The 23,134-nt window shown below is 56.9% G+C and carries 16 protein-coding genes and 1 pseudogene; 8 read left to right on the top strand and 9 right to left on the bottom strand.

From position 1 onward, the window contains the following. Nucleotides 1–221: 221 nt before the first annotated feature. Both G583_RS14130 and G583_RS0103720 read left to right on the top strand, forming a co-directional pair. The gene (locus G583_RS14130; protein WP_169558762.1) at nt 222–6,155 is read left to right on the top strand and encodes a metallophosphoesterase; all 5,934 of its coding nucleotides are present in this window, start codon (nt 222–224) and stop codon (nt 6,153–6,155) included. Between the two features lie 2 nt (nt 6,156–6,157). Next, nucleotides 6,158–6,910 (top strand): hypothetical protein, encoded by a 753-nt coding sequence (locus G583_RS0103720; protein WP_022869856.1) that lies wholly within the window; start codon nt 6,158–6,160, stop codon nt 6,908–6,910. Nucleotides 6,911–7,001: 91 nt separating this feature from the next. On the opposite strand, the gene G583_RS0103715 is transcribed toward G583_RS0103720, so the two are convergent. Continuing rightward, nucleotides 7,002–7,670 carry an NAD(P)H-binding protein gene (locus G583_RS0103715; RefSeq protein WP_022869855.1) on the bottom strand — a complete coding sequence of 223 codons (669 nt, stop codon included), beginning with the start codon at nt 7,668–7,670 and terminating at the stop codon, nt 7,002–7,004. Nucleotides 7,671–7,859: 189 nt separating this feature from the next. Here G583_RS0103715 and G583_RS0103710 point away from each other — a divergent pair, with 189 nt between their 5' ends. Continuing rightward, nucleotides 7,860–9,515: a thiamine pyrophosphate-dependent enzyme gene (locus G583_RS0103710; RefSeq protein ID WP_022869854.1), complete on the top strand. Its 1,656-nt coding sequence runs from the start codon at nt 7,860–7,862 to the stop codon at nt 9,513–9,515. A gap of 196 nt (nt 9,516–9,711) precedes the next feature. Then, a complete protein-coding gene (locus tag G583_RS14125; RefSeq protein ID WP_022869853.1) occupies nt 9,712–11,028 on the top strand; it encodes an amino acid permease in 1,317 nt (438 codons plus the stop codon). 26 nt (nt 11,029–11,054) lie between these two features. Here G583_RS14125 and G583_RS0103700 read toward each other — a convergent pair whose 3' ends face one another. From G583_RS0103700 to G583_RS0103685, 4 genes are all read right to left on the bottom strand, one after another. Beyond that, complete coding sequence (locus G583_RS0103700; protein ID WP_156832040.1) at nt 11,055–11,594, bottom strand: hypothetical protein; 540 nt, start codon at nt 11,592–11,594, stop codon at nt 11,055–11,057. Nucleotides 11,595–11,757: 163 nt separating this feature from the next. Beyond that, nucleotides 11,758–13,113 carry a dihydrolipoamide acetyltransferase family protein gene (locus tag G583_RS0103695; protein ID WP_022869851.1) on the bottom strand — a complete coding sequence of 452 codons (1,356 nt, stop codon included), beginning with the start codon at nt 13,111–13,113 and terminating at the stop codon, nt 11,758–11,760. Next, complete coding sequence (locus G583_RS0103690; protein WP_022869850.1) at nt 13,113–14,189, bottom strand: alpha-ketoacid dehydrogenase subunit beta; 1,077 nt, start codon at nt 14,187–14,189, stop codon at nt 13,113–13,115. The genes G583_RS0103695 and G583_RS0103690 overlap by 1 nt, the downstream gene beginning before the upstream one ends. A 13-nt stretch (nt 14,190–14,202) precedes the next feature. After that, the gene (locus G583_RS0103685; RefSeq protein ID WP_022869849.1) at nt 14,203–15,384 is read right to left on the bottom strand and encodes a thiamine pyrophosphate-dependent enzyme; all 1,182 of its coding nucleotides are present in this window, start codon (nt 15,382–15,384) and stop codon (nt 14,203–14,205) included. Between the two features lie 169 nt (nt 15,385–15,553). Here G583_RS0103685 and G583_RS0103680 point away from each other — a divergent pair, with 169 nt between their 5' ends. Beyond that, nucleotides 15,554–16,030: an Lrp/AsnC family transcriptional regulator gene (locus G583_RS0103680; protein ID WP_022869848.1), complete on the top strand. Its 477-nt coding sequence runs from the start codon at nt 15,554–15,556 to the stop codon at nt 16,028–16,030. A 3-nt stretch (nt 16,031–16,033) separates the two neighbouring features. Here the strand turns inward: G583_RS0103680 and G583_RS0103675 are convergent, their stop codons facing one another. From G583_RS0103675 to G583_RS0103665, 3 genes are all read right to left on the bottom strand, one after another. Continuing rightward, nucleotides 16,034–16,450 (bottom strand): cupin domain-containing protein, encoded by a 417-nt coding sequence (locus G583_RS0103675; RefSeq protein WP_022869847.1) that lies wholly within the window; start codon nt 16,448–16,450, stop codon nt 16,034–16,036. Between the two features lie 79 nt (nt 16,451–16,529). Then, nucleotides 16,530–18,185 (bottom strand): HNH endonuclease signature motif containing protein, encoded by a 1,656-nt coding sequence (locus tag G583_RS0103670; RefSeq protein WP_022869846.1) that lies wholly within the window; start codon nt 18,183–18,185, stop codon nt 16,530–16,532. 93 nt (nt 18,186–18,278) lie between these two features. After that, complete coding sequence (locus G583_RS0103665) at nt 18,279–18,764, bottom strand: SRPBCC family protein (protein ID WP_022869845.1); 486 nt, start codon at nt 18,762–18,764, stop codon at nt 18,279–18,281. A 122-nt stretch (nt 18,765–18,886) separates the two neighbouring features. Here G583_RS0103665 and G583_RS14120 point away from each other — a divergent pair, with 122 nt between their 5' ends. After that, entirely contained in the window at nt 18,887–19,270 is a 384-nt protein-coding gene (locus G583_RS14120; RefSeq protein WP_022869844.1) for a DUF2267 domain-containing protein, read from the top strand. 174 nt (nt 19,271–19,444) lie between these two features. Beyond that, a complete protein-coding gene (locus tag G583_RS14115) occupies nt 19,445–20,947 on the top strand; it encodes a SulP family inorganic anion transporter (RefSeq protein WP_022869843.1) in 1,503 nt (500 codons plus the stop codon). A 453-nt stretch (nt 20,948–21,400) separates the two neighbouring features. Here the strand turns inward: G583_RS14115 and G583_RS17085 are convergent. Further along, nucleotides 21,401–21,835 (bottom strand): annotated as a pseudogene (locus G583_RS17085) (Abi family protein); the annotation flags it as partial. A gap of 390 nt (nt 21,836–22,225) precedes the next feature. Between G583_RS17085 and G583_RS0103645 the strand changes: the two are divergent. After that, on the top strand, nt 22,226–23,023 hold the full coding sequence (locus tag G583_RS0103645) for a carbon-nitrogen hydrolase family protein (RefSeq protein WP_022869842.1): 798 nt from the start codon (nt 22,226–22,228) through the stop codon (nt 23,021–23,023). Nucleotides 23,024–23,134 lie beyond the last annotated feature (111 nt).

Here is a 23,134-nt window from a genome sequence, read left to right as displayed (position 1 = left end):
GCTCCGCGGGAAGGTCCTCCCAGTGTCTCACGTCACTGCAAAGACAAGCTACCGTTGGGTGACTCCAGTGGCAACTGGCCACGTCAGCTAGAGGTTTGTCACATTTGCCGTGCATCTGTCCACGCTTACCTGTGAATTCGTTGAACGTTCACCTAGAAATCGCCGAGTCGTCATGCATGCTCTTTAGTCTCAAAAAGTCTCACATCAAAAGAGGAGTATTTGTGGCGTCTCAACGAACGTTTTGGAAGAAGGCGAGTTGCCGTTCTGCAGCGGTGCTCACCGGTGCCGCGCTAACCGCCGGCCTGCTGGTCTTCCCCACCTGGGCCGAATCAGGCACCCAAGAAGCTGCAGCCCAAGACCTGGCGGTCCCTGAGACCGAGGAACACGATCCACGCGAGCTTGGAAAAACTGCCGGGGAGCACGACCACACTGAAGATGAAGATTTTGCCGAATCTGAGGTGAGTCCCCGCATCACGATCGCTGAAGAAGACGCCGAACGAGCACAACATCTCGGCAAACAACACTTCCGTGCAGAAATCCACTCGCACACCGCGATCAGTGATGGTGTGCAGCTTCCCACCGATGCGATGGAACACGTGGCAGAAAATGCCAACGTCGACTTCTTTGGCGTGACCGATCACGACGTCGTCTTTGATCTGCGCAATGCGGATGCTTTTACTGAAGATCGCTACGCCTCGCACTCGGACGAATGGTCCTACAGCCACGAAGCAGCCGATGAATTCAACGCGACCAGTGATCATCTGCAGGCACTGATTGGTGAAGAGGTCACGTGGTATAACTCCAGCGGCCATATGAACATCTTCAACACCGACTGGTTTCTGACCGCCAAATCTGAAGGTGGCGGCGACTGGGGTACCGGCCACCTGATGTGGGATGTCCCCACTGTGATGTCCCGTCTCACCATGGATCCGGATGCCATCGGGCAGTTCAACCACCCGGCCACCAATCACGGGCACTTCGGGTTTAGTCACCTCACCCCTGAGGTCGACGAACAGATCCCGCTGTTTGAGTACAAAACACCGAATTATCACGACCACTTCGTCAAAGCCCTCGACGCCGGCTGGCACTTGGCCCCGGTCTGGTCCGGCGATGAACACAACGCCACCTGGGTAACCGGCAACCCGGCGCACACCGGCGTCTGGGCCGAAGAGCACAGCATCGATAGCCTCTACCAGGCCATGCGAGACCGCAGCATGTACACCACATTCGACGTGGATGCCTCGTTGCAAATGGACGCTAACGGCGAGCAAATGGGCTCCATCCTGTCCAGCGATACCAGCCAGTTAGAGCTCAACATTGAACTAGTAGACGCTGGCGAAGATGAAGCTTTTGAAACCGTTGTGGTCTACACCAACGGTGGCGACGTCGCACACGAATTCACCCCGGAGGGTGGCAACCAGATCAGCCTGGATGCCACCCTGGAGGTTGCAGACGGAGACTACTACTGGCTCAAAGCGACCCAGGCCGACGGCGATGAAATCATCTCGTCGCCTGTCTGGATTGGTGAGGCGACTCGCGGAGCGGATTATGCTCCTGAACTCGAGGTGGCAGAAACCGCCGCATCTGCGACATATGGGGAGCGCATCGAGCTGCCGGCAGTTGAGGCGACCGACGACTCTGGTGCAGAGCCCACTATCGAAACCACGGTGTATGATGCGGCCGGTGAAGTGGAGCTGCGAGACGACGGCTTTGATATCTCGAGCTACTCGGACCACTTGATCGTCACGCACGCCACCGACGGCGAAGGCAACACCGCAGCGGATATCAAACGCATTGAGATCAGCCAGGATCAGTTGGATCCCGACGGTGTGTTCCAATACTTTGGTTCCACCGCAACTGTCGGCGAAACCGGCGATCAAACGGGAGTATCGGTCAACACCGATGTGCAGATCACCGAAACGTGGGCGCAAGCCTTGCCGGTGGGCTCTTCTGACTGGTCAGACGCCATCACGGTACGGTCCGACGCCGAACAAGTCTTTGAAATCGACACCATTGGCACCGACGCCGAGAACTACCAGGACTCGATTACCGGCCAACCGTTGCGCTCACATGAATTTACGTTTGAGGGCCTCGAAGAAAATCAGCGCTACCAGTATCGTTTTGGTGTTAGCGCTGATGGCGATTGGACCGAACCCCAGGGTGAATTCATCTCCGGCGGGGACGACAACTCACCGCTGTATGTGATGGGTGACCTGCAGGTAAATTCCAATGACCAGGCTGAACACGAACTCTTCACCGCAGCGCTCGAGACCGTCCGAGAACAAAAACCTGGCGGCCACACGATGCTGCAGGTCGGCGACTTCGTGGATAATGCCGGTCGCGGCCAGTACTGGGAACAGCTCTACGACTGGGTCTTAGACGACCTAGACCTGCGCCTGGCCACCATGGCGGGCAACCACGAAGCCTACGGGGACAAAGAATTCAACGAAGTCTCACCGGAACGCAACGCCATTTTCCGCGGCATGTACAACCACCCCAAAAACGGTAGTGAAGTTGGCGAATCCAACTATTCGTTCGACCACGGTGACATCCACGTCTCCGTGTTGAACTCGAACTACGATCTGCAAACGCAGTTGGACTGGCTGGTCGATGACATGCGCGCCACGGATAAATCGTGGAAGGTCGTCACCGGGCACTTCTCCTACTACGGGGGCGGCCACGCCGATGATGCCGGTATGGCAACCGACCGCGCCCTGGTTACCGAGACCCTCGATCAGTTGGGCGTGGACCTCTACATCGGTGGACACGACCACGTATATAAACGCTCCACGATCATCGGGGGAGAGGCCCTGGCCGAATCCGCGGAAGAATACGCCGCCGGTACCACCTATGTGACCATGGGTTCATCGGGACCAAAATTCTATGAGAACCAGGCCTTCTGGTGGGACGACATCGTCTATGACGACAACGACCAAATGGGCGCCGCCCTGGAAATTACCGACGACGGTCTGACAATGACCACCTACACGGTTGACGGCGACGTCGTTGACGAATTCGTGGTGGACCAGCCCGAAGGTGTCTGGGACATCAGCTCAACCAAAATCTCCGACCACCAGCTCGAAGGCGTTGGCCTGCTGAGCTATCCGGGTGCTCGTGACGACGTTACGGTTGCTGTGGCCTCGTATGATTACGACGAACAAGAACTCTTGGACCTTCGGGTGGAAGAAGTCGAACTGGATCACCGAGGCACCGAGCAGTTCGTCAGCTTCGATGAACCACTCGAGCTGCCGACCTCCGCGACCGCAAAACTGTTTGTCTGGGATGAGCTGGGCTCCGGAGTCCCACTGCGTGCACCAATGGAACTGCGCCAGGGCATGCTCGGTGGCGGCACCGCAGAAGACCCATTTGAACTGCGGACCTGGGAAGATGCGGAGAATATTCGCTGGAACCCTAACGGCCACTACGTGCTCATGAACGATTTGGAACTGGACGACAGTCCGCGCTCGCAGATCGGTGCCGGCACCACACCATTCACCGGGGTCTTTGACGGACAAGGTCACAGCATTACCGGATACCAGCCGACCGATAACGGCGGCGGTGGCGTGTTTGCCGTCAACGAGGGAACCATTCGCAACCTGGCGGTCGAAGACGCCGAAGTCGATACCGCGCAGGGCACGATTGGCCTGCTGGCTGACTTCAACGAAGGCACCATCGAAAACTCCTGGACGTCAGGTTCGATTACCGGGCAGGGACGCGTTGGTGGCGTGGTCGGTGACTCCACCGGAACCATCACCGACACCTACTCGACCGCGGATGTGCGATCACGAACCACCGAGGCCGGCGGCGTCGTCGCAGTGGCCCTGGGCGGCTCCGATACCGAACGGGTGTACTCGACCGGTAACGTCACCGCAGACACTCGCAACGTTGGTGGCGTGGTCGGCTACGGCTACAGCGGCACCGAGGTACACGACGCGATCTCACTCAATGAGTCCGTGACCGGCCCGCAGTATGCACACGCGGTTGTTGGGCGCGTGCTCAACGGCCAGACCGCAACCTTGTCCGGTCTGTTGGCCAGCGATGCCGGCTACATCAGTGTGGAGACACTGTCCGATGAGCCCGCCGAAGACAACTGGAAGGGTCGCGTCGTCGAGGCTGAAGCAACCCAGAGCCAGGACCTCTACACCGAGGATCTCGGTTGGGACTTCGCCGAGGATTGGCAATGGAATGCTGATGCCCAACGGCCGGTTCTGCAGGTCAATCCTGAAGAACACCGGGCACAACAACCTGCCGGAGAACCCAATGCTGACGGCTACTACGAGATCGACAGCGCCGAAGAACTCCAACAGATCACGCAGTACCCTGACGAACAGTACGTGCTGACCGCAGATCTGGAGTTGTCCAAGGTTCAGGGGTGGGAACCACTGGGTGGGCTGCGGCCATTCACCGGTGAACTCGATGGCAACGGTCATACGATCACCGGGCTTACCTCGCAGACCGGTGGTCTGTTCAATATCAACAACGGTGCGATCTATGACCTCGCCGTGACGGACGCCGAGGTCGATTTGGAAGGCGGACGCGTGGGTATTATCGCCAACGTGAACAATGGCGAAATGCATACCGTCTACACCACAGGAACCGTCGATGGCACAAGCCGCGTGGGCGGTGTGGTTGGTGATTCGGGTGGCAGCTTGCTCAACGCCTACTCCACAGCCGACGTCCACTCTCGCTCAACAGAAGCCGGCGGCGTGGTCGGTGTGGCGCTTGCCGGATCGACCACCGAAAACGTCTACTCCACAGGCGCGGTTTCGGCTGAAACTCGCAATATTGGTGGTGTGGTTGGATACGGCTATACGGACACCGTGATCAGTAACGTGCTGGCCGCCAACCCGAGCCTGCATGCGCCAAGCTACACCCACAGGATCCTCGGTCGAGTCTTCAGCGGGCACACCGCCACGTTGGAGAATAACTGGGCCGCAGAAACCGTGGATACCAACGCGGTTACCGAATCCGACACAGGTGCCAACACCTGGATGGGCGCCACCGCAACGACAACGGATCTCGGTGAATCGGCCTTCTACACTGACACGTTGGGCTGGGACATGGAATCCGTCTGGCAGTGGGACGACGACGCGGCGCGCCCTGTGTTGCAGGTTGTGCCAGAAAACTACACCGGCGAACCGGTCCCACCGATCGATGAGGATGATGAATCCAACGAGGAGGAACCATCCGAAGACGACGAACAGACCGGCGCTGACGAGCAGCCTGAAGAGGAAGAACAACCAGAAGAAGAACAGCCAGAAGAGGAAGCTCTGGAACGGGATGAAGACGGCTACCTGCTGATCGGCGAAGCAGCCGACCTGGCAAAAGTCACCGCACAACCGTCCGAGGACTTCCGTCTGACCGAATCACTGGATCTCACCGGCGTCGACCAAGAACAGTTGGCACCTGAGGGCTTCAGCGGAACCTTCGACGGCGCAGGCCACACCATCACCGGGTACACCTCGGACGTTGGAGGACTGTTTGTTGAAAACTCGGGCACCATTCGCAACGTGGGCCTGGCCAATGCAACGGTGACCAACACCGCCGAAAATACCGGCCTACTGGTCGATACCAACCGAGGGACGGTCGCAGAAGTCTGGACCTCCGGTGAAATCATCGGTCATGCCACCGTCGGCGGAGTCGTGGGCTACTCCTACGGCACCGTGACCGACACCTACTCGACCGCCGATGTCACAGCGGATGGCCACCGCCAAGCAGGCGGCGTCATCGGGATTACTGCAGAAGGCAGCACCACCGACCGGGTGTATGCGGCAGGTGCGGTGGAAACCGTAGGGAACGAACCCAACGCGGGTGGCATCACCGGGTACGGCTACACCGGTACGACCATCCAAAATAGTGTGGCACTGAATCCATCGGTGACCGCAGGGTCCCAGGCCAGCCGCATCGTTGGTCGGGTTCGCGACGGCCACACTGCAACCATGCTCAATAACTACGCGGTGGAAACCCTGGCGGTCGACAAGGAATCGGTGCCCGAAGAAGGCCCTGACACACAGCGGGGCGCAACACTGACCACCGAAGAAGCGACCGATCCGCAAACTTGGATCGAAACGTTGGGATGGGATTTCGAGAACACCTGGCAATGGAACGACACCACACAGCGCCCGATGCTGGTCAATGCACCGGAGGAGAACTGAACATGAAAACACGCACAATCGTGGCATCCTGGCTGACTGTCGCATGTGGCCTGCTGGGCGCTGGTACCGCAACCGCGGCCACCACCGATGTCCCAGTCTTGAGCCACCAAGCTGAGCCCGGCGACTCAACTACCGCATCCGTGACCATCAGCTCATCGGACGCTCTGGCCGGGGAGCCGCTCACCGTGCTGATCCTGAAGGACGACGCCGACGCGGCCGATCCCGCCACCGACGATGTCGTCTTCATCGAACAATACGAACTCGATGACGCTGGTACCACCGACTTCCAAGTCCAACTGCCCAGTGACGTCTTAGAAGACTACGACATCGCGCTCAATACGGCCGCAGATACCGAGCGGTACTTGGCGCCGTTGGTAGGCGCAAACGACCCTGGGGATGGTTCAACTCAAGACCCCGACGACGAAGCATCCCCTGATCCTGACGAAGACTCAACCACCGCTCCTGATGATGGTCAGGGCAGCGACGGTAGTGGTTCAGGGACGGACGGTGACTCTCAGGCCGGTGATGGTGGGGGTGATACCGGCGATGATGCTGGAACCGACTCCGAAGGGGCCGACAGCTCAAAAGGAACGGATAACTCAAACGGAGCTGACAATACAGATGCATCAGGAGACCAGTCCTCCGATGGCTTCCTGGCGAATACCGGGGCGAACATCGCGATTGGTGTTTTGATCGCGCTTGCGGCCATCGGTGTGGGGGCGGTCCTGGTGCTGCGTAGTCGCAAGTCCGTGTAGGAAAATTATGTGCTGCACTGAATAATTGCAGAGAAAAGGGCGCTTGGGGACTCACCGGTCTCCAAGCGCCCTTTGTTTATAGAGAATGTTTTTAGCGGAAGATATCTTCGATCGGGGTATCGCCGTCGACGAAGTCCACGATGTTATTGACGGATTTCTCTGAGCTCAGCGCGGCAGCAATCGCATTTGCCACATTCGCACGGGAGGTGTCTTTTGAATCGTTCTCACCGAGGCTGTCGTCGGACATCCGACCCACGCGGCGGATCGTGTTCGAGGGGTCTTCCAAAGTCAGCGAACCCGGACCAAGAATCGTCCAGTGCAAATCAGAGTCCATCAGATGCTCATCGGCCAGTGCTTTGGATTCGGCATAGGGGAAAAACGAGTTGTCTTTATCTACCCCGTGTTCCAGCGAAGCACCAAGGTAGGAAATCATGATGTAGCGCATTGCATTGGCACCTTGTGCGGCATCCATCGAGGCGATCGCAGCGTCACGGTCGACGGCATAAGTGCGGTCGGGATTCCCACCACCGGCACCGGCGGCCCACACAACGGCGTCTTGGCCGGCAAATGCCTTGGCTAGGTCATCTTGATTTGAGGTTTCGATATCCAGCAACAACGGTGTCGACCCGAGTTGTTTGATGGTCTCTTCTTGGTCTGCACTGCGGATAATCGAGGTGACCTTGTGGCCGGCTTCCACCAGTAGGGGAGTAGCTAACTGCGCGACTTTGCCGTGGCCTCCGACGATGATGACATTCGACATTCTGTAGTTCTCCTAATGCAGCACCGCGTGCTGCCGACGGGGGAATATTTATGGTCTTATGTACTGAAACGTTGAGTTACAGTGCAGATATTCCATCTAGGGCTGGTACTTTGTAAAGGTTAGCGCTTGCCCATATGTCAATGGCGACTGGGCTGAACGCAAGGTATTTCAGTCAAGGAGCACTATTTCATGGGTTATCCACTCAACAGTAATGGCCAGAAAAAATCTGCCGGACACGTCATCGTTGACTCTCTGGTAGCGCACGGCGTCGAACGCGTGTACTCGATCCCCGGTGAATCGTATTTGGACGTCCTCGATGGACTCGCTGATTCCCCGATCAAAAACGTCATCTGCCGCCACGAAGGCGGAGCCACCTACATGGCTGAAGCAGACGGCAAGCTCAACCAGACACCCGGTGTCGCCATGGTGACCCGCGGTCCCGGTGCAGCTAACGCTCACGTCGCACTGCACACCGCATGGCAGGACTCAACAGCAATGGTGCTGTTCGTCGGCCTCATCCCATTCGAACACCGCGAAAAAGAAGCCTTCCAGGAATTCGATCCACACGCTTGGTTCGGCACCGGAACAAAACGCGTCATGGTCCTCGACCACCCAGAACGCGCTTCCGAAATCGTTGCTGAAGCAATGTTCGCCGCGTCTTCCGGACGCCCAGGCCCCGTAGTCGTGGGTCTGCCCGAAGACATCATCACCCAGCCGATCGATGCGCGCGTCCACCCGCAGATTCCGGTTGCCGGTGGCGGTATGACCGTCGACGACTGGAAACAGCTGCATGACGCACTGTTGGAATCCGAAAAACCACTTTTCATTACCGGTGGTAACGACTGGACCAGCGAAGCCTCCCGGCAGCTGTCCACCTGGTTGGAAGACCACAAGATTGCCGGCGCCGTTGAATGGCGTACCCAGGGAACTATCCCGTTTGATTCGCCATCCTATGTCGGACCAATGGGCTACGGTCGTCCGAAACCAACCTACGATCTCCTCGAGGAAACTGACCTCCTGGTCTTCGTCGGTACGGTACCCGGCGATATGATCACCGATGGTTTCACGATTCGTCAGAACTGGGACAAGAAAAACTTCCTGGTCACCGTCGACCCCGCACTGCGCGGTCGTTCAGGCCCAGTATCTCACCAGATTCTGGCCAAACCAGCCGAGTTTGTTCGCGACCTGGTGCGCATGGACTTGCCGAATAAACCTGAATGGGAATCTTGGACGGCAAAGATGCGCCAGCAACAGGAAGACTTCGCTGCGCTGCCAACCGAAAACCTCAACGAGGGCCCAGCCACCATGGACGCGATGATGGCGCACCTCGTGCCAACGCTGCCATATGATGCGATGGTTACCTTCGGTGCAGGCGAGCACACCAACTGGGCGCACCGCTACTTCCCGACCCACCACTACGGTTCACTGATTTCAGCCCGCAACGGTTCCATGGGGTACTCTGTCCCATCTGCTGTATCAGCGTCGCTGAACTTCCCGGAGAAGTGCGTTGTGTCGATCGCCGGTGACGGCGAGTTCCTCATGAACGGACAAGAAATCGCTACCGCCACCCAGTACGGTGCGACTCCGTTCATCATCGTCATGGACAACCAGGAATACGGCACCATCCGTACCCACCAGGAACGCGACTACCCGGGCCGAGTGTCAGGCACCCAGCTGCAGAACCCGAACTTTGCTGACATGGCGAAAGCCTTCGGCGGTTTCGGAATCAAGGTGACTGAGAACTCTCAGATCTCGGACGCGATCCAGGCTTGCTACGATGCCATCAACGAGGGCTCTTTTGCTCTGATCCATTTGGTAACGGAACAGCGCCAACAAGCCTACTAATCTGATCACCACGACGCTCAACGCGTCTGATAAGCGGGAGCCAACGAAGAATCGTTGGCTCCCGCTGTGTTTCAACTCATGATTATGTGACCTGTAACGGTCTGACCTAGGCTAAGTTTCAGGTCTGCTTTTCAGACTGGTGCCATCCGATGTGCGATTCGGTGCAGCGTTCGCCAAATAGAGGAGCGATCATTTTATGAGTTGGTCTCGAGAAGAATTCCCTACGGAAGGCGGGACGGCCGTCACGCCGGCGGAATTCGAAATGCACCGGGGCAAGGGCGAAAAACCCAAGTGGAGTCGCTTCGATGCCAGCTGGCTGATCAGTCTGTTCGGCACCGCCGTTGGCGCCGGAATCCTATTCTTGCCTATCAATGCCGGTGAAGGCGGCGTCTACCCGCTGATTGTTGCGACCATCCTGATCGGTCCGATGACGTACCTCGCACACCGTGGGCTGTCGAGAATGGTGGTTGCTGTTCGTGAACCCACATCGGACATCACCGAAGTTTCTCGTCAGTACTTTGGCCGTGGTGCTGGCCTGTTCATCACGGTCGTGTATTTCTTATCGATCTATCCGATCATCCTGATCTATGCGGTATCGATAACCAATACCGTCAATTCATTGATGGTCAATCAACTCGGTATGGAACCCTGGCCGCGCTGGTTACTGTCACTGATCTTGGTGTTGGCAATGTCGGCGGTCATGATCGCCGGGCCAAAACTGGTCTCAATCGTCACAGGGTGGATCGTCTACCCACTCATCGCGGCTTTAGCCTTCCTCATTATTTGGCTCATTCCGCACTGGCAGTTCGATTCATTCGGCGAGGTGCCGGCATTCGGTGACTTTGTGTCATCGGTGTGGCTGGTCATTCCAGTTCTGGTCTTTTCGTTTAGCTTCGCCGCGGCGACCAGCCAGCTCACCGTCTCGCTCAAAGAGACCTATAAACTCCGTGCCGGGATGAAGGCATCGCAGATCATTAAATGGACGACTGTTATTCTCACCATCTTCACGATGGGATTCGTCTGGTCATCAGCACTGGCACTCGGGCCCGAAGGGATGCAAGAAGCACGCGAAGCAAACCTTCCGGTCGTGTCATACCTGGCGAATCAGCTGGATCAGCCGTTCCTACAAATTCTTGGGCCAGCGATCTCCATCGTTGCCATTGCCTCATCATTTTTCGGCCACTGGTTGGGTGGCATTGAAGGCGGTGTGGGCATCATCAACAACACGTTCGGTACCAAAGGCAGAAACCTCAACCAAAAGTACATCCGCTACGGGGTTATCGGATTCGTGGTGTTGACCGCCTGGATTACCGCAATTTTGAATCCGTCCGTGTTATCGCTTATTGAATCGCTCTCGGGACCGATCATTGCCATGGTGTTGTACCTCTTGCCGATGTACGCCATCCATAAAGTCAATGTGCTGGAACCATATCGTGGACTCGCCTCGAATATTTTCGTGACGATTGCAGGTGTGGTTGCCGTTTCGGGCATCATCTACGGGCTACTGCCGTAACCCTGAACAATGGCGAAGCACGGCTACTAGTCGGGGTCCACGACGGTAATCGTGACGTGTGAGCCGCTGTTTGGATGATAGTTCCAAGTTGCTTCGTATACGTCCCAGGTACCGGTTTGCGTGCCGTCCAGGGCGCGGGTTGTCTCGAAACGGTTAATGATGCTTGAAGGCACCTCTAGTTCGACGAAAACACATGCAATTTCTGTTATCGGAGCGCCGAGTGACTCGTCTCCTTCTGACGTCATGAGCAGAGTGTCGCCATCGTCAGCCACCTCAATATAAGGCGACGTCTCCGAAACGTCACAGGTTTCTACGGCCTCTGCAAACGACGTATCGCGTTGGGCTTGAGCGAACAAAGTTTGTAGATAGAGCGCCGACATAACCAGAGCCAGAACACTTACTGCAATGAGGGGTATGAGTAGTGGATTGCGTTTTTGTCTACGTGGTCTTTGGTATTTTCTACCTTCGTCAGGTGGTGTTGTGGAGGCTTGATTCTTGTACGCCGGAATCTCCGGTGGAGGCGGCGGCGAATAGTTATTCAAGTTGGTGTGATCGTGATGGTGCATGCCCCGCATGATAGTTGACGGTTCTACTATCCCGGCTGTTAAATGCTTTTTCGGACTGCCAGCAATCTACCGGCTGAATTTGGGTCAACTTTTGTCATCACACGAACACGGTGAGGAATATCGTTGCGGTACTCCTCACCGTGTTGTTGGCGCGGCAATACTTTTACAAATCTGCCAACGCCGAGGCTGGGTGGTGCATAGCATCGGCAACCGAGGTCAGGAATGCCGAAGCAGTGCCACCGTCGGTCACCCGGTGGTCAAATGACAGCGTCAGCTCAGTGACTTTTCGCGCCATGATTTCCCCATCAACCACCCATGGGCGATCCATAATCCGGCCAACACCGAGGATTGCAACTTCAGGAGTATTGATGATCGCTGCTGCACCGTCAGTACCAAAGACCCCGTAGTTATTCAGGGTGAAGGTTCCACGGGTCAGTTCGGCCGGGGTGCATTGGCCATCCCGGGCTTTCGCTACGAGTTCACCGATCTCGGTGGTCAGCTCGCGAGCAGAGAGCCGCTGGGCATGTTCGATCGCAGGAACGACGAGACCGCGCGGGGTTTGGGCGGCAAGACCTAGATTGATCCCGTCGAAGTAGACAATCTCTTCACCGTCATCGGTTTCCACGATCCTCGAGTTCATGACGGGGTAGCGGCGCAAGGCTGCCGTGGTGAACCGTGCGATCAAAGCCAACAAGCTGGGTGCGGTTTCTGGATCATCAGCTTTCAACCGTGCACGCAGTTCGATGAGTTCGGTGACGTCGACGTCTAACCAGGCGGTGGCTTCTGGGATGTTCGTTCTCGAGCGCACCATCTGCTCCGCAACCATTTTGCGAACGCCGGTCATGGGTACCCGGTCCACGATGGTCAAACCAGAACGGGCATCCTGGTCTTGGGCGGCCGGCGTGCTCGTTTCTGTCTGCGGTGTATCGGTCTGTGCTTCCGTAGCAGCCAGAACATCGGCGCGGGTAATGATGCCATCCTGCCCACTGCCGGTGAGTTGGGCGACGTCAATATTGTTGCGTTTCGCGAGCTGACGCACGATAGGAGAAATTACGCGCGGCGCCCCTCCCTTGTCGGTGGACTGGCTCGTCTGAGTATTCGAAGCCGTCGAGGGGTGTTTGCGAGCGCGGGTGCGCCCTGTTGCTGCGCCACCGGTGGTACCATAGCCGATCAGCACGCTGCCGGAAGATTCGTTATCCTCGTCGTCGGGGACTGCAATGCCAGCTTGCTCTTCTTCTCGATACTCCAGTGCGCCGGGCTGGTCTGCAGACTGGGCTGACTCATCGCCGACAGTGATGAGCGGGTTGCCCACGAACAGCGTTTCACCCGGTTTGCCGTGCAGGGTGATCACGGTACCGGCATACGGTGAGGGGACTTCGACGAGTGCTTTGGCGGTTTCGACTTCGGCGATCGGCTGGTCGACGGCGATGGTCTCGCCTTCTTCGACGAGCCAGTTGACGAGGTCGGCTTCCGTGAGGCCTTCACCCAGGTCGGGGAGGTTGAAAATCTGTGTGCTCATCAGTGCCCTCCTGTGGCGGTGGCGAAGTCTACGGGAGTGTCATCCCACTGCAGATCGTCGATGGCATCCAAGATTCGATCGACATTCGGCAGATGATATTTTTCCAGCATCGGAGGTGGGTAGGGGATATCGAAACCGGTCACCCGCAGCACCGGTGCTGCTAACGAATGGAAGCAACGCTGCTGAATACGCGCCACGATTTCCGAGGCCACCGACGTGAAACCTTGCGGTTCGGCAACAACAACGGCGCGACCGGTTTTGGCAACCGATGCCGTGATGGTGGCTTCGTCCAATGGATTGATGCTGCGGAGGTCAACGACTTCAACGCTGTGACCTTCTTTTGCGGCTGCTTCAGCGGCTGCCAAGCAGGTCACCACAGACGGTCCGTAGGAGACCAACGTGACGTCCTCACCGGGACGGGCAACGCCAGCACGAGCGTATGGTTCACCGTGTTCACGCTGTGTCTCGACCTGGGCCCAGCGAGTGTCGAATTCTTGACGCAGCTCTTCGAGCGAGACCTCTGCCTTGGTCCAGTAGAGCTTCTTTGGCTCCATGAAAATTACCGGGTCATCCAGGCGGATCGCGGCTCGCAGCATCAGGTAGGCGTCTTCCACGGAGGCCGGGGTGTAGACCTTCAGTCCCGGGGTGTGAGCGTAATACGACTCTGAGGAATCACAGTGATGTTCGACGCCGCCGATTCCACCGCCATAGGGGATGCGTACGGTGATGGGGAGTGGGGCGGAACCCTTGGTGCGGTTGCGCATCTTGGCCATGTGGCTGATGATCTGCTGAAATGCTGGATAAGCGAACGCGTCGAACTGCATTTCGATGACCGGGCGTACGCCACCGAGCCCCATGCCGATGGCGGTGCCGGCAATTCCGGACTCAGCCAGGGGAGTGTCGAAACACCGATCCTCGCCGAACTGTTGGCTCAAGCCTTCGGTAATGCGGAAGACCCCACCGAGCGTGCCGACGTCTTCGCCGAAGACCACGACCATATCGTCGCTCGACATCTCATCGGTCAGTGCTGCGTTCAGTGCGGCGGCAAAGCTGAGAGTTGATTTATCCTTGCTCATTGTTGTGCTCCTCTTAGCCCTGGTGCTCGGTGTGTGCGTCGCGGGATAGTTCTTCAGCCAACTGTGCCCGTTGCTCAGCCAACTGTGGTGTTTGCACTGTGTAGACGTGATCAAAGAGATCCAACGGGTTCAGTTCAGCGTCTTGGCCCATCGCGTCCCGCAGCGATGCTGCGACCGTTTCAGCATCTGAGGTATATTCCGATTCAAGTTCCTCGGTCAGAGCGCCTTCATGCTTCAAGTAGGTGCGCATACGTGTCAGTGGATCGCGCTTAGTCCATTCATCGACTTCTTCGCCTTCCCGGTAACGAGTGGCGTCGTCGGCATTGGTGTGCGATTGCATCCGGTAGGTATCGGCTTCAACCAGGAATGGGCCGCGACCTTCACGGCAAAGTTTCACGGCACGACCGAGCACCGCGAGCAATGCAGCTAAGTCATTGCCGTCCACGAGTTCACCGGCCATGCCGTAACCCACAGCTTTATGCGCCAGCGATGGAGCAGCTGTCTGGCGGGAGAGCGGTACGGAGATCGCATACTTATTGTTTTGTACAAAGAAGATCACCGGCAGTTTGAACACCGAGGCGAAGTTCAGGGCTTCGTGGAAGTCACCTTCCGACGTGCCGCCATCGCCGACCATGCCCAGCACTACCATTTCTTCACCCCGGAGTCGGGCGGCGTGTGCCATCCCAACGGCGTGTAACAGCTGTGTGGTCAGTGGTGTTGATTGAACCGAAGTGTTGTTCTCATGTGGGTTATAGCCTTGATGCCAGTTTCCGCGGAAGTTGGTCATTACTTCCATGGGGTCCACACCGCGTGCGATGACGGCAACAGTGTCGCGGTAGGTGGGGAAGAGCCAGTCGCGAGGTTCCAGACACAGGGCGGCTGCAACTTCAGAGGCTTCTTGCCCATGAGATGACGGATAAACTGCCATGCGTCCTTGGCGTACCAGCGCATAGTTCTGATCGTTGACCCGACGGCCAATGACCAGCTGGCGGTAGCCGTCGAGCAATTCTTGCGTGGTCGGCATGGGGTATTCGTGGCCTGGTGTGGAGCCTTGCTCGTCTACGGGCAAAAGCTCACCGGATTCAGAAATCATCTGGATCCGACCGTGAGTTGGCAGCAGATAGTCCTCAAGGCTGATTCCAAGTCTCTTGACTTTTTCATCTGTGGGATCAGGCTGTGCGTTCTCCGGCATCATGGCTGGCACGTCCTTCAAGTTGGATGCGAGTACTGTAAACACCAGTATGGTCACTTGAAACGAAAAGTGGGATGCAAATCACAAACTGCAGACATTTTTTCAATATCACCATAGAATTGTGTACAAATTGAAGCGTATAGATGCGTGTGGCCTACATTTTGGAGATGGGATGCCCGAGGAGCAACGCAGTACGGAAGCTGCGCAGTTGGAGACGATCGATCGGCGCATTATCTCGGCATTGGCTGATGACGGGCGGATTTCTGTCACTGCGCTCGCGGAGAAGGTGCACATCTCACGAGCGCACTGCTATTCGCGCCTCCAATATTTGCAGAAACACGGCGTTATTACCGGGTATTCGATCTCGGTTGATCACGCACGCTTAGGGTTCGGCGCTTCGGCCCATGTCATCCTTAAACTGCGCCAACATAACTGGCGTGCCCTGCGGCAGAAGCTCTTAGATATTCCAGAGATCTGGCAGGTGACACTGACCGGTGGTCCCATGGACGTCATTTTGCTGGTGCGGGCACGTGATAATGCGGATCTGCGCCGCGTGGTGTTTGATGAGATCCAACCGTTAGACGGTGTGGTCGATACTCAAACGGTGATGATTTTTGAGGAGCGAACCTCAGATAGCGCACTGCACTAGCGATTATTCTGCTGTCGGTTCGGAATGACGTTCGCCGGTCAGCATGCTCAGCAGCAAAACGTTGGTGTCTTCGGCGTCGTCTGGGGCTGACACTTCATGGACGACCATCGCACGCAGGTGCACGACGGTCCCCGGCTCCATGACGATATCACCGTCGTCGGTCGTGAGGACCAGTGATCCCTTGAGCGCTTGAACTGTGATCGGGTGAGCCGTGGTGTGTGAACGCAGCATTTGCCCCGGGGTGAATGTGAGGAAGATGAGGTTCACCCCGTCACCTTCGAGTCTGCGTGTGATGGCAGGTGGTGTGCCCTGACGTGGGGCTGGCGCATCATCGGCGGTGAGAACCGTGACATCAGCATTGGGGTCGCCTTCGGCAGGGCCAAAAGCTTTGGGCGGCATATTGAACGGTTTTCTTGCCATGGCTCCGACGTCCTTTGCTAGTCGACAGTTTGCGCGGATGCACACGTCTCACGAGTGAAGTGCTCGGTGTCGCTCCAGCTTACCGCCAGAATCGATTGCGCCGAGGCCGTTGATCAGGGTCTAGATACGGTGCTGGAGTGAACCAGGGGATCCCTGCGTTCATCGTCACTTGCCACATGCCGGCGTGCACCGCGTGGTGATGATGCGAACACAACAGTGTCGCATTGACCACCGAGGTTGGGCCGCCACGTTTCCACGCCTCGACATGGTGAGCATCGCACCAGGGTGCAGGAATCGTACAGTTCGGCGCCGCACACCCGCGGTCTCGCGCGATGAGCGCCCGCCGTTGATCGGTCGTAAAGAGCCGAGTTTTTCGTCCCATATCCAGAATCGCACCTTGTGACCCCAGTACCGCCGGGATCAAATCGGCCTCGCAGGATAGTGGGCGGATCGACGATGGCGAGATGGGGCCGGTAAACAGGGCTTGGGAAATGAAATTGGTGGCTGTGGGCTGAGACGGGCCTTGGATATTGCAATCGTGGCTGAGCTGATCGTATAGCGTCTGATAGTCCATGACGACGCTGAGTTGCGGTGGTAGCCCGCCCATGGTGGGAAGTGTTGTTGAGGCTAAAGACATGCCGGTGTCGAAAACCGCAGTCAAACCGTCTAAGAGTTTTTGCTGGCGATTCCGGTCATCAGCCGCAGCAATAGGGGTGCCGACTTCGTCTTCACTCAACAGCTCTTGTTGTCCGTTTTCTGCCGGGGGCTTGTGGCCGACCGGGCTACTGAAGTTTGGCAGGGCTGTGCCAAAGAGCTTTTCGAGCAGGGACTTCAGCGGCTCAAAGGTGGCATTGGGATTATTCACTACCGCGGCCAGAACCCGCAGGCGTTCGTGAAATAGGCTGTCGACACGAAGCATCCAACTGTGGAGACCTTGAACTTCACCGCGATAGAAAGCCCCACGCTTGCGGTCGAGTACTTCGTCGTCAGGAGGGTGGTTCTGCTCAAACCAGTGCGTGGTGTATTGCGACCAACGCTTGGCGACCTGGCGAAGACCATCGGGGTCGAGCGCGTCAGCCTGCTTTGCCAGGTGGTCCTGCCCAGCGACAAGTTGCTGTTCGACCTCGGGTGTCAACACTTTGGCTTGAGCCGCTTCGCGTTCCACCTGATTGATGGTGTCCACGACAATCTCTGCGGCAGAGGCATCAATCGAGGCCTCCAGAAAGCGTTTGGCAACCTCGGGATACGGTGAGTCGGGCCGGTGCCCGCCGTCCAAGCTCGGCGCGGGGGAGAGGTGGCCGGCTAACTTCACTCGCGATTTAGCGTCCCGCAGCGTGATCCCTAAAGAGTCTCGAAGGAACTCAGCGATATTCCGAAACGCTGTCTTACCTGCTGGCATGCCAAAGATTTCAGCACGCTCAATATCTGAGTAGTACGCGGTCGAAGCGAAACCAACCAATAACGTTTGCAGGACATTGATCTGACGCGACAGCTGCTCGACGTTGCGCAACAGCACCGGAAATGGGACATCCGGGACTTGTGCGGTTCCTTCGGACGGCTCAATGCCGGTACCCCAGACAGTTCCCCAATCGATGGAGGCTTGGTCCACGATAAACCGAGCGAGCTTCGAATAGGCCTCGGGTTGGCGGTATGTGGTGATTGCCTCGGCGAGGAGCCCGTGCGCCTGGTCGATGAGTGCTGCCGGGTTCACCCCGGATCCGAGTTGCTGTGTCATACCTCGACTTCAGCACTCGAGACCCACCTCCGCAGAGTTTGCCGACAGAATGTGGGCAACGGGTGCGGCTGCGGCTCGCTGTGGAAAACGGGATTAGCGAAAGCGTTGTTGCAGATCGCGGAGTGAGGCCCGGATATTCTTCGCGTTGTTATGGAAAATGCCCAACCAGTTAAACCCACGAATCATGATGGGTGCTACCTGCGTGTAGTCGAAGGTTTCGGTCACCCAGGTGCCGCCGGTGTCGGCAGGGGTGAAAGCCCAGCGCCAGATGTGTTTTCCGGGGTGCTGCCAGGCAATTTCACGTTCTGGATCAGCTGACACCACACGCATTTTGAGGGTGTAGCGCACCCCATACTGGCGCATCCAAATGTTGAAGGTGTCACCCTCGGCGAGTTGTTCAGGCCCGGTCACTCGTGCGGAGAGGTTTCCACCGCCATCCAGCTCGTGGTGACGGTGCGGATTTGAGGCAAGTTGCCACAGGTCTGCAGGCTCTGCGTTGACCCACACGCGGTAGCTGATCGTGAAGGGACCGGTGTCGACTTCGGTGACGTCGTCGGAAGAATTCTTGTGTTCAGTCATGGGCCTACACTACTCGCGTTGTCTGACCGTCAGCTAACAGCTGTTGCCAACTCGGGGGTTTATCAGCCCACAATGGACAGAGAACTCCAATTGCCCATCGAACGTATTTTCAAGGAGGAATCATGCAGACCACCGAAATTATTGAACGCGTGCAACAGCGTGGCGAACTCGATTCATCCCAGGACGCACACGACACCGTCATTGCCGTACTGGAAACATTGGCGCTGCGGGACCTGGGAGAGGAGCGCGATAATTTTGCGGCTCAATTGCCCAAAGAACTCGCTGAAGTGTTAGCCGTTGGCGACCCTGTGATCAAGGAACAATTTGATGCATCAGATATGGTGCGCCGCGTCGCCAAACACCTCGATGCGACACTGGGTGAAAGCCAGCGCCGCACCCACGCAGCATTTTCTGTGCTGATGGACGCGGTGGCCGAGGGTCAAGTTGAAAAAGTTCTCGAGGCGCTCTCGGATGACTTCGCGCCGTATGCCACCTGGGAAGGCTAGCCCCCACCGCATTTTGTGTAGCGGCCAGGGTGTGCTGCGCGTTTTTCTAGCCGGGAGCTGATGGTAACGACCAAGTACGTGCGTCCATCACGTCATTGGTAGAATACCTATGTTCACTCAGGCCCCTATGCCCACTTCGGCGTGCCTGAATAGGCAAGTCATTCAGAGGTGTATATGTCCGCGGCGCAGGTCACTCCAGCCCAACGCCAATCCGTTCGAGAAACCTTCAAGCGTCCGGCCTGGCTGCGCACCGAAATTCTCGCGGGCCTCGTCGTCGCATTGGCACTCATCCCAGAGGCCATCGCGTTTGCATTGATCGCAGACGTCGATCCCAAGGTCGGTCTTTACGCCGCGGCTGTAATGGCCATGTCCATCGCGTTTGTCGGGGGCCGTCCCGCGATGATCTCCGCCGCCACAGCCGCAACGGCGCTGGTGATCGCACCGGTGGTTGCTTCTCACGGCGTGCAATACCTCTTTGCCACGGTCATTCTGGCTGGGCTGTTACAAATTCTGTTCGGGGTCATCGGGGTCGCCAAGCTGATGCGGTTCATTCCGCAATCGGTCATGACGGGTTTCGTGAACGCACTTGCTATCCTCATTTTTGTTGCACAACTGCCGGATCTGATTGATGTTCCCTGGGCCGTCTACCCGCTCTTTGCGCTTGGGCTGGTCATCATCTTTTTGTGGCCCAGAGTCAGTGCGGCTATTCCAGCACCACTGGTAGCCATCGTGGTCGTCACGCTAATCGTCGTCATCTTTAGTCTTGATGTTCCTACCGTTGCAGATAAGGGCGAACTGCCCAATGAGCTACCGTTTTTCCTCATTCCAGATGTGCCGTTCACACTCGAAACACTGCAAATCATTCTGCCCGCTGCCCTGACCATGGCGGTCGTTGGGCTGCTCGAATCATTGATGACGGCGCAGTTGGTCGACAACATCACCGATACACCGTCGAATAAAACCCGCGAATCCGTTGGGCAAGGAACCTCAAATATCTTGGCCGGCTTCTTTGGCGGCATGGGTGGCTGTGCGATGATCGGCCAAACCATGATCAACGTGCGCGCATCCGGAGCCCGCACCAGACTCTCGACATTTATCGCCGGTTTATCCCTGATGATTCTGGCCGTTGGCCTGGGCGATATCGTCGGCATGATGCCGATGGCCGTACTGGTCGCCGTCATGGTGTACGTTGCCTATGCGACCTTCGAATGGCACTCGATCGCACCGCGTACGCTGAAGAATATGCCGGTATCCGAGACCGTCGTTATGCTCATCACCGTGATTCCAACGGTCATTACCGGCAACCTCGCGGTCGGAGTTGGCCTAGGTGTCCTGGCTGCGATGATCGCCTTCGTCCGGCACGTATCCCACTTCGCACACGTCAAACGCAGCACCGAGGACGCAGAGACTGCAACGTATCTGGTCACTGGCCAGTTGTTCTTCGCCTCATCGCATGATCTGGCTAACCAGTTCGATTATGCGCTGGACCCAGAGCATGTCGTGATCGACCTGCGGCAAGCCAATATTTGGGACCAATCCACCGCCGCAACGCTGGATGCGATTCATGAGCGCTATACCGAACGCGGAAAATCCGTCGAGTTCCTAGGGCTACGAAAGCCATTCCCACTCGGTCGGCACATTGCTGAAACGCCGACCACTCCGACGGCTGAGAGCTAATTGGAGCTGAAGGTACGATTCTTTACGCGGTTGTACTAACCGAAGTGCAAAACACAGGCAATCTGGTGACTGTGAAGGTGCGACGGGGATTTTGGGACCTACTTCCACAGGGATAGTTCACGCCAATTATGAGGTGTACCTAAACGGTCGAAGGGTACGAGCGAATTCGAGGGGAACTCTTCAAGTAGTTGTGGAAGACGTTTAGCGGGTGATATGCCGAGTTGGCGATGGAGATATTGCACGAGTGTTAGCTGCCCAAAAAGTCTGTTACCGGTTTCCTGTACGTTACTCAGCCTAGGATCTGCGCTGACTTTTGGTTTTATATCGTAGACCCGGTTGAACATGCGCGCATGATGTGCAGCGTAATTCCGGAGGATATTTAGGCACTTGAGTCACGACCCAAGTTGAGGTGGGGTGAGGTTACAGGCGCTTGCGACTTCCCTTCGGGCTGGACTAGGTGCCATTGAATACAAATGCGACAACATCCCCCCAGTCCATGACTTCCACAGCTGCCCATATAGGTAGCTTCGCATCATATTTTGCCTTATGATGTTTCACGAAATCTTCTTTTGATGACGTGAGTGCGCGTTTGAAGTTTCTGAGCCATACTGCATGTACCGGCTCAGCGTTAGACCGCGAGGTCTGTTGCTTAGCTCTAGCTCCCAGCTTGTCAGGATCCAAGTGGGCCAAGGGGTCTATACGTCCGAGGGAGTGGCCAAGCATTGCGCGGACCGCTAGTTCAATCGCTGAGAGCTCGCTAAAAACGGTGTGACGAAGTTTCTCATCAAAGTGATAAAGATTGCTTATCAGTTCGAAGGTAGTCCCGTTGCAAAATACGTCGATGCTTTGCTGGGTCTCTGGCTCAAATTCCCGCAATGGGAACCAGTAGCCTGATAAGCGCTAGTAGCTCACTTTACGCAGCAGTTTTTCTGCCCGATCGGGATCTTTTATGGTCATCCCGCGTAGTTGCAGCAGCTCAATTTGTTCTGCGTATGTTTTAAATAGCTTCGTTGGAGGGCTCACCAGTATTGTCCTGCAGAGATAAAGCAAGGACCGGCCCTGGGCTCCCACCGAGGTGGGTAGCGGAACCGGTCATGTTATGAACGATCCTAGCATCGCGCGCGAGTTGTGTCGATTACTGGTACTAGCTATTTATCAGTCACATAGCGATCGTTGGGGAGCTGTTCCTTCTCCTTTGCAAACTACACAAGGTGGCTGCTTCTCGTGGGGGTCGGTCTCGGTTAGGCTTCTGTGAAAGCCGATACCTAAGGGAACCGCATGAGTCTTGTTGCAGCAGTGATCCAATTTGCGCCGACCACCGACAAAACAGTAAATCTCGAACAGATTCGACAGCTGGTATCCGAAGCAGCTGATGCCGGTGCTGAACTGGCGGTGTTGCCCGAGTATGCAACGTTTACCAACCTTGTGATCGATAAATCCTTTGTCGATAGTGCCGAAGCGCTCGACGGGGAGTCGGTGACGGCCTTGTGCGAGCTCAGTGTTCAGCGGCGTATTGCAATCATCGCAGGCGTGAATGAGTCCGACGGTCAAGGCCGCATCTACAACACGTTGGTGGGCATTAAAGATGGGCAGATACGAGCGGTCTACCGCAAGTTGCACCTTTACGATGCGTTCGGGACCCAGGAGTCCACCTGGGTCAATCCCGGCGAGATACAAGAACCGCAGTTACTCGAGATCAATGGTCTGAAGATCGGCATGCAGACCTGCTACGACCTGCGGTTTCCAGAAGTTTCGCGCATGCTGGTCGATGCGGGCGCTGATGTATTGGCGTTACCAGCCGAGTGGGTGCCAGGCCCACTCAAAGAGTTCCACTGGACGACGCTCTTGCAGGCTCGCGCCATTGAAAACACCGTGTACGTTCTAGCCGCAGATCAGTCGGCGCCAACCGGATCCGGCCACAGTTCGATTATCGATCCGATGGGCATTGCTATCGTAACCATCGGCGAAGAAGTCGGCATTGTGCAGGCCGAATTGAAGTCCGACCGCATTGCCAATGCCAGGGCCACGAATCCGGCGCTGACCGCCCGCCGATTCAAGGTCGTGCCCAACGACTGATGACAACCATAGGTCGCCACCGGCAGTCTGCCACCAAAGGGACCAGTTGATCATCGGGTCTAGCAACAGCGGTTGCGGCGACGCAGGGTGAAAAATGCCGGTGTAGCCTAT

Origin of the sequence: Yaniella halotolerans DSM 15476 (assembly GCF_000420805.1) — a bacterium.
In the GTDB taxonomy this organism is placed as follows: Bacteria; Actinomycetota; Actinomycetes; order Actinomycetales; family Micrococcaceae; genus Yaniella; species Yaniella halotolerans.
Note: the sequence above shows the minus strand (reverse complement) of the source record. Positions and strands in the feature narration are given on the sequence as shown.

Coding starts and splice junctions, on each gene's coding strand:
- G583_RS0103720 (WP_022869856.1), top strand. CDS start 6,158: ATGAAAACACGCACAATCGTGGCATCCTGGCTGACTGTCGCATGTGGC.
- G583_RS0103715 (WP_022869855.1), bottom strand. CDS start 7,670: ATGTCGAATGTCATCATCGTCGGAGGCCACGGCAAAGTCGCGCAGTTA.
- G583_RS0103710 (WP_022869854.1), top strand. CDS start 7,860: ATGGGTTATCCACTCAACAGTAATGGCCAGAAAAAATCTGCCGGACAC.
- G583_RS14125 (WP_022869853.1), top strand. CDS start 9,712: ATGAGTTGGTCTCGAGAAGAATTCCCTACGGAAGGCGGGACGGCCGTC.
- G583_RS0103700 (WP_156832040.1), bottom strand. CDS start 11,594: ATGCACCATCACGATCACACCAACTTGAATAACTATTCGCCGCCGCCT.
- G583_RS0103695 (WP_022869851.1), bottom strand. CDS start 13,113: ATGAGCACACAGATTTTCAACCTCCCCGACCTGGGTGAAGGCCTCACG.
- G583_RS0103690 (WP_022869850.1), bottom strand. CDS start 14,189: ATGAGCAAGGATAAATCAACTCTCAGCTTTGCCGCCGCACTGAACGCA.
- G583_RS0103685 (WP_022869849.1), bottom strand. CDS start 15,384: ATGATGCCGGAGAACGCACAGCCTGATCCCACAGATGAAAAAGTCAAG.
- G583_RS0103680 (WP_022869848.1), top strand. CDS start 15,554: ATGCCCGAGGAGCAACGCAGTACGGAAGCTGCGCAGTTGGAGACGATC.
- G583_RS0103675 (WP_022869847.1), bottom strand. CDS start 16,450: ATGGCAAGAAAACCGTTCAATATGCCGCCCAAAGCTTTTGGCCCTGCC.
- G583_RS0103670 (WP_022869846.1), bottom strand. CDS start 18,185: ATGACACAGCAACTCGGATCCGGGGTGAACCCGGCAGCACTCATCGAC.
- G583_RS0103665 (WP_022869845.1), bottom strand. CDS start 18,764: ATGACTGAACACAAGAATTCTTCCGACGACGTCACCGAAGTCGACACC.
- G583_RS14120 (WP_022869844.1), top strand. CDS start 18,887: ATGCAGACCACCGAAATTATTGAACGCGTGCAACAGCGTGGCGAACTC.
- G583_RS14115 (WP_022869843.1), top strand. CDS start 19,445: ATGTCCGCGGCGCAGGTCACTCCAGCCCAACGCCAATCCGTTCGAGAA.
- G583_RS0103645 (WP_022869842.1), top strand. CDS start 22,226: ATGAGTCTTGTTGCAGCAGTGATCCAATTTGCGCCGACCACCGACAAA.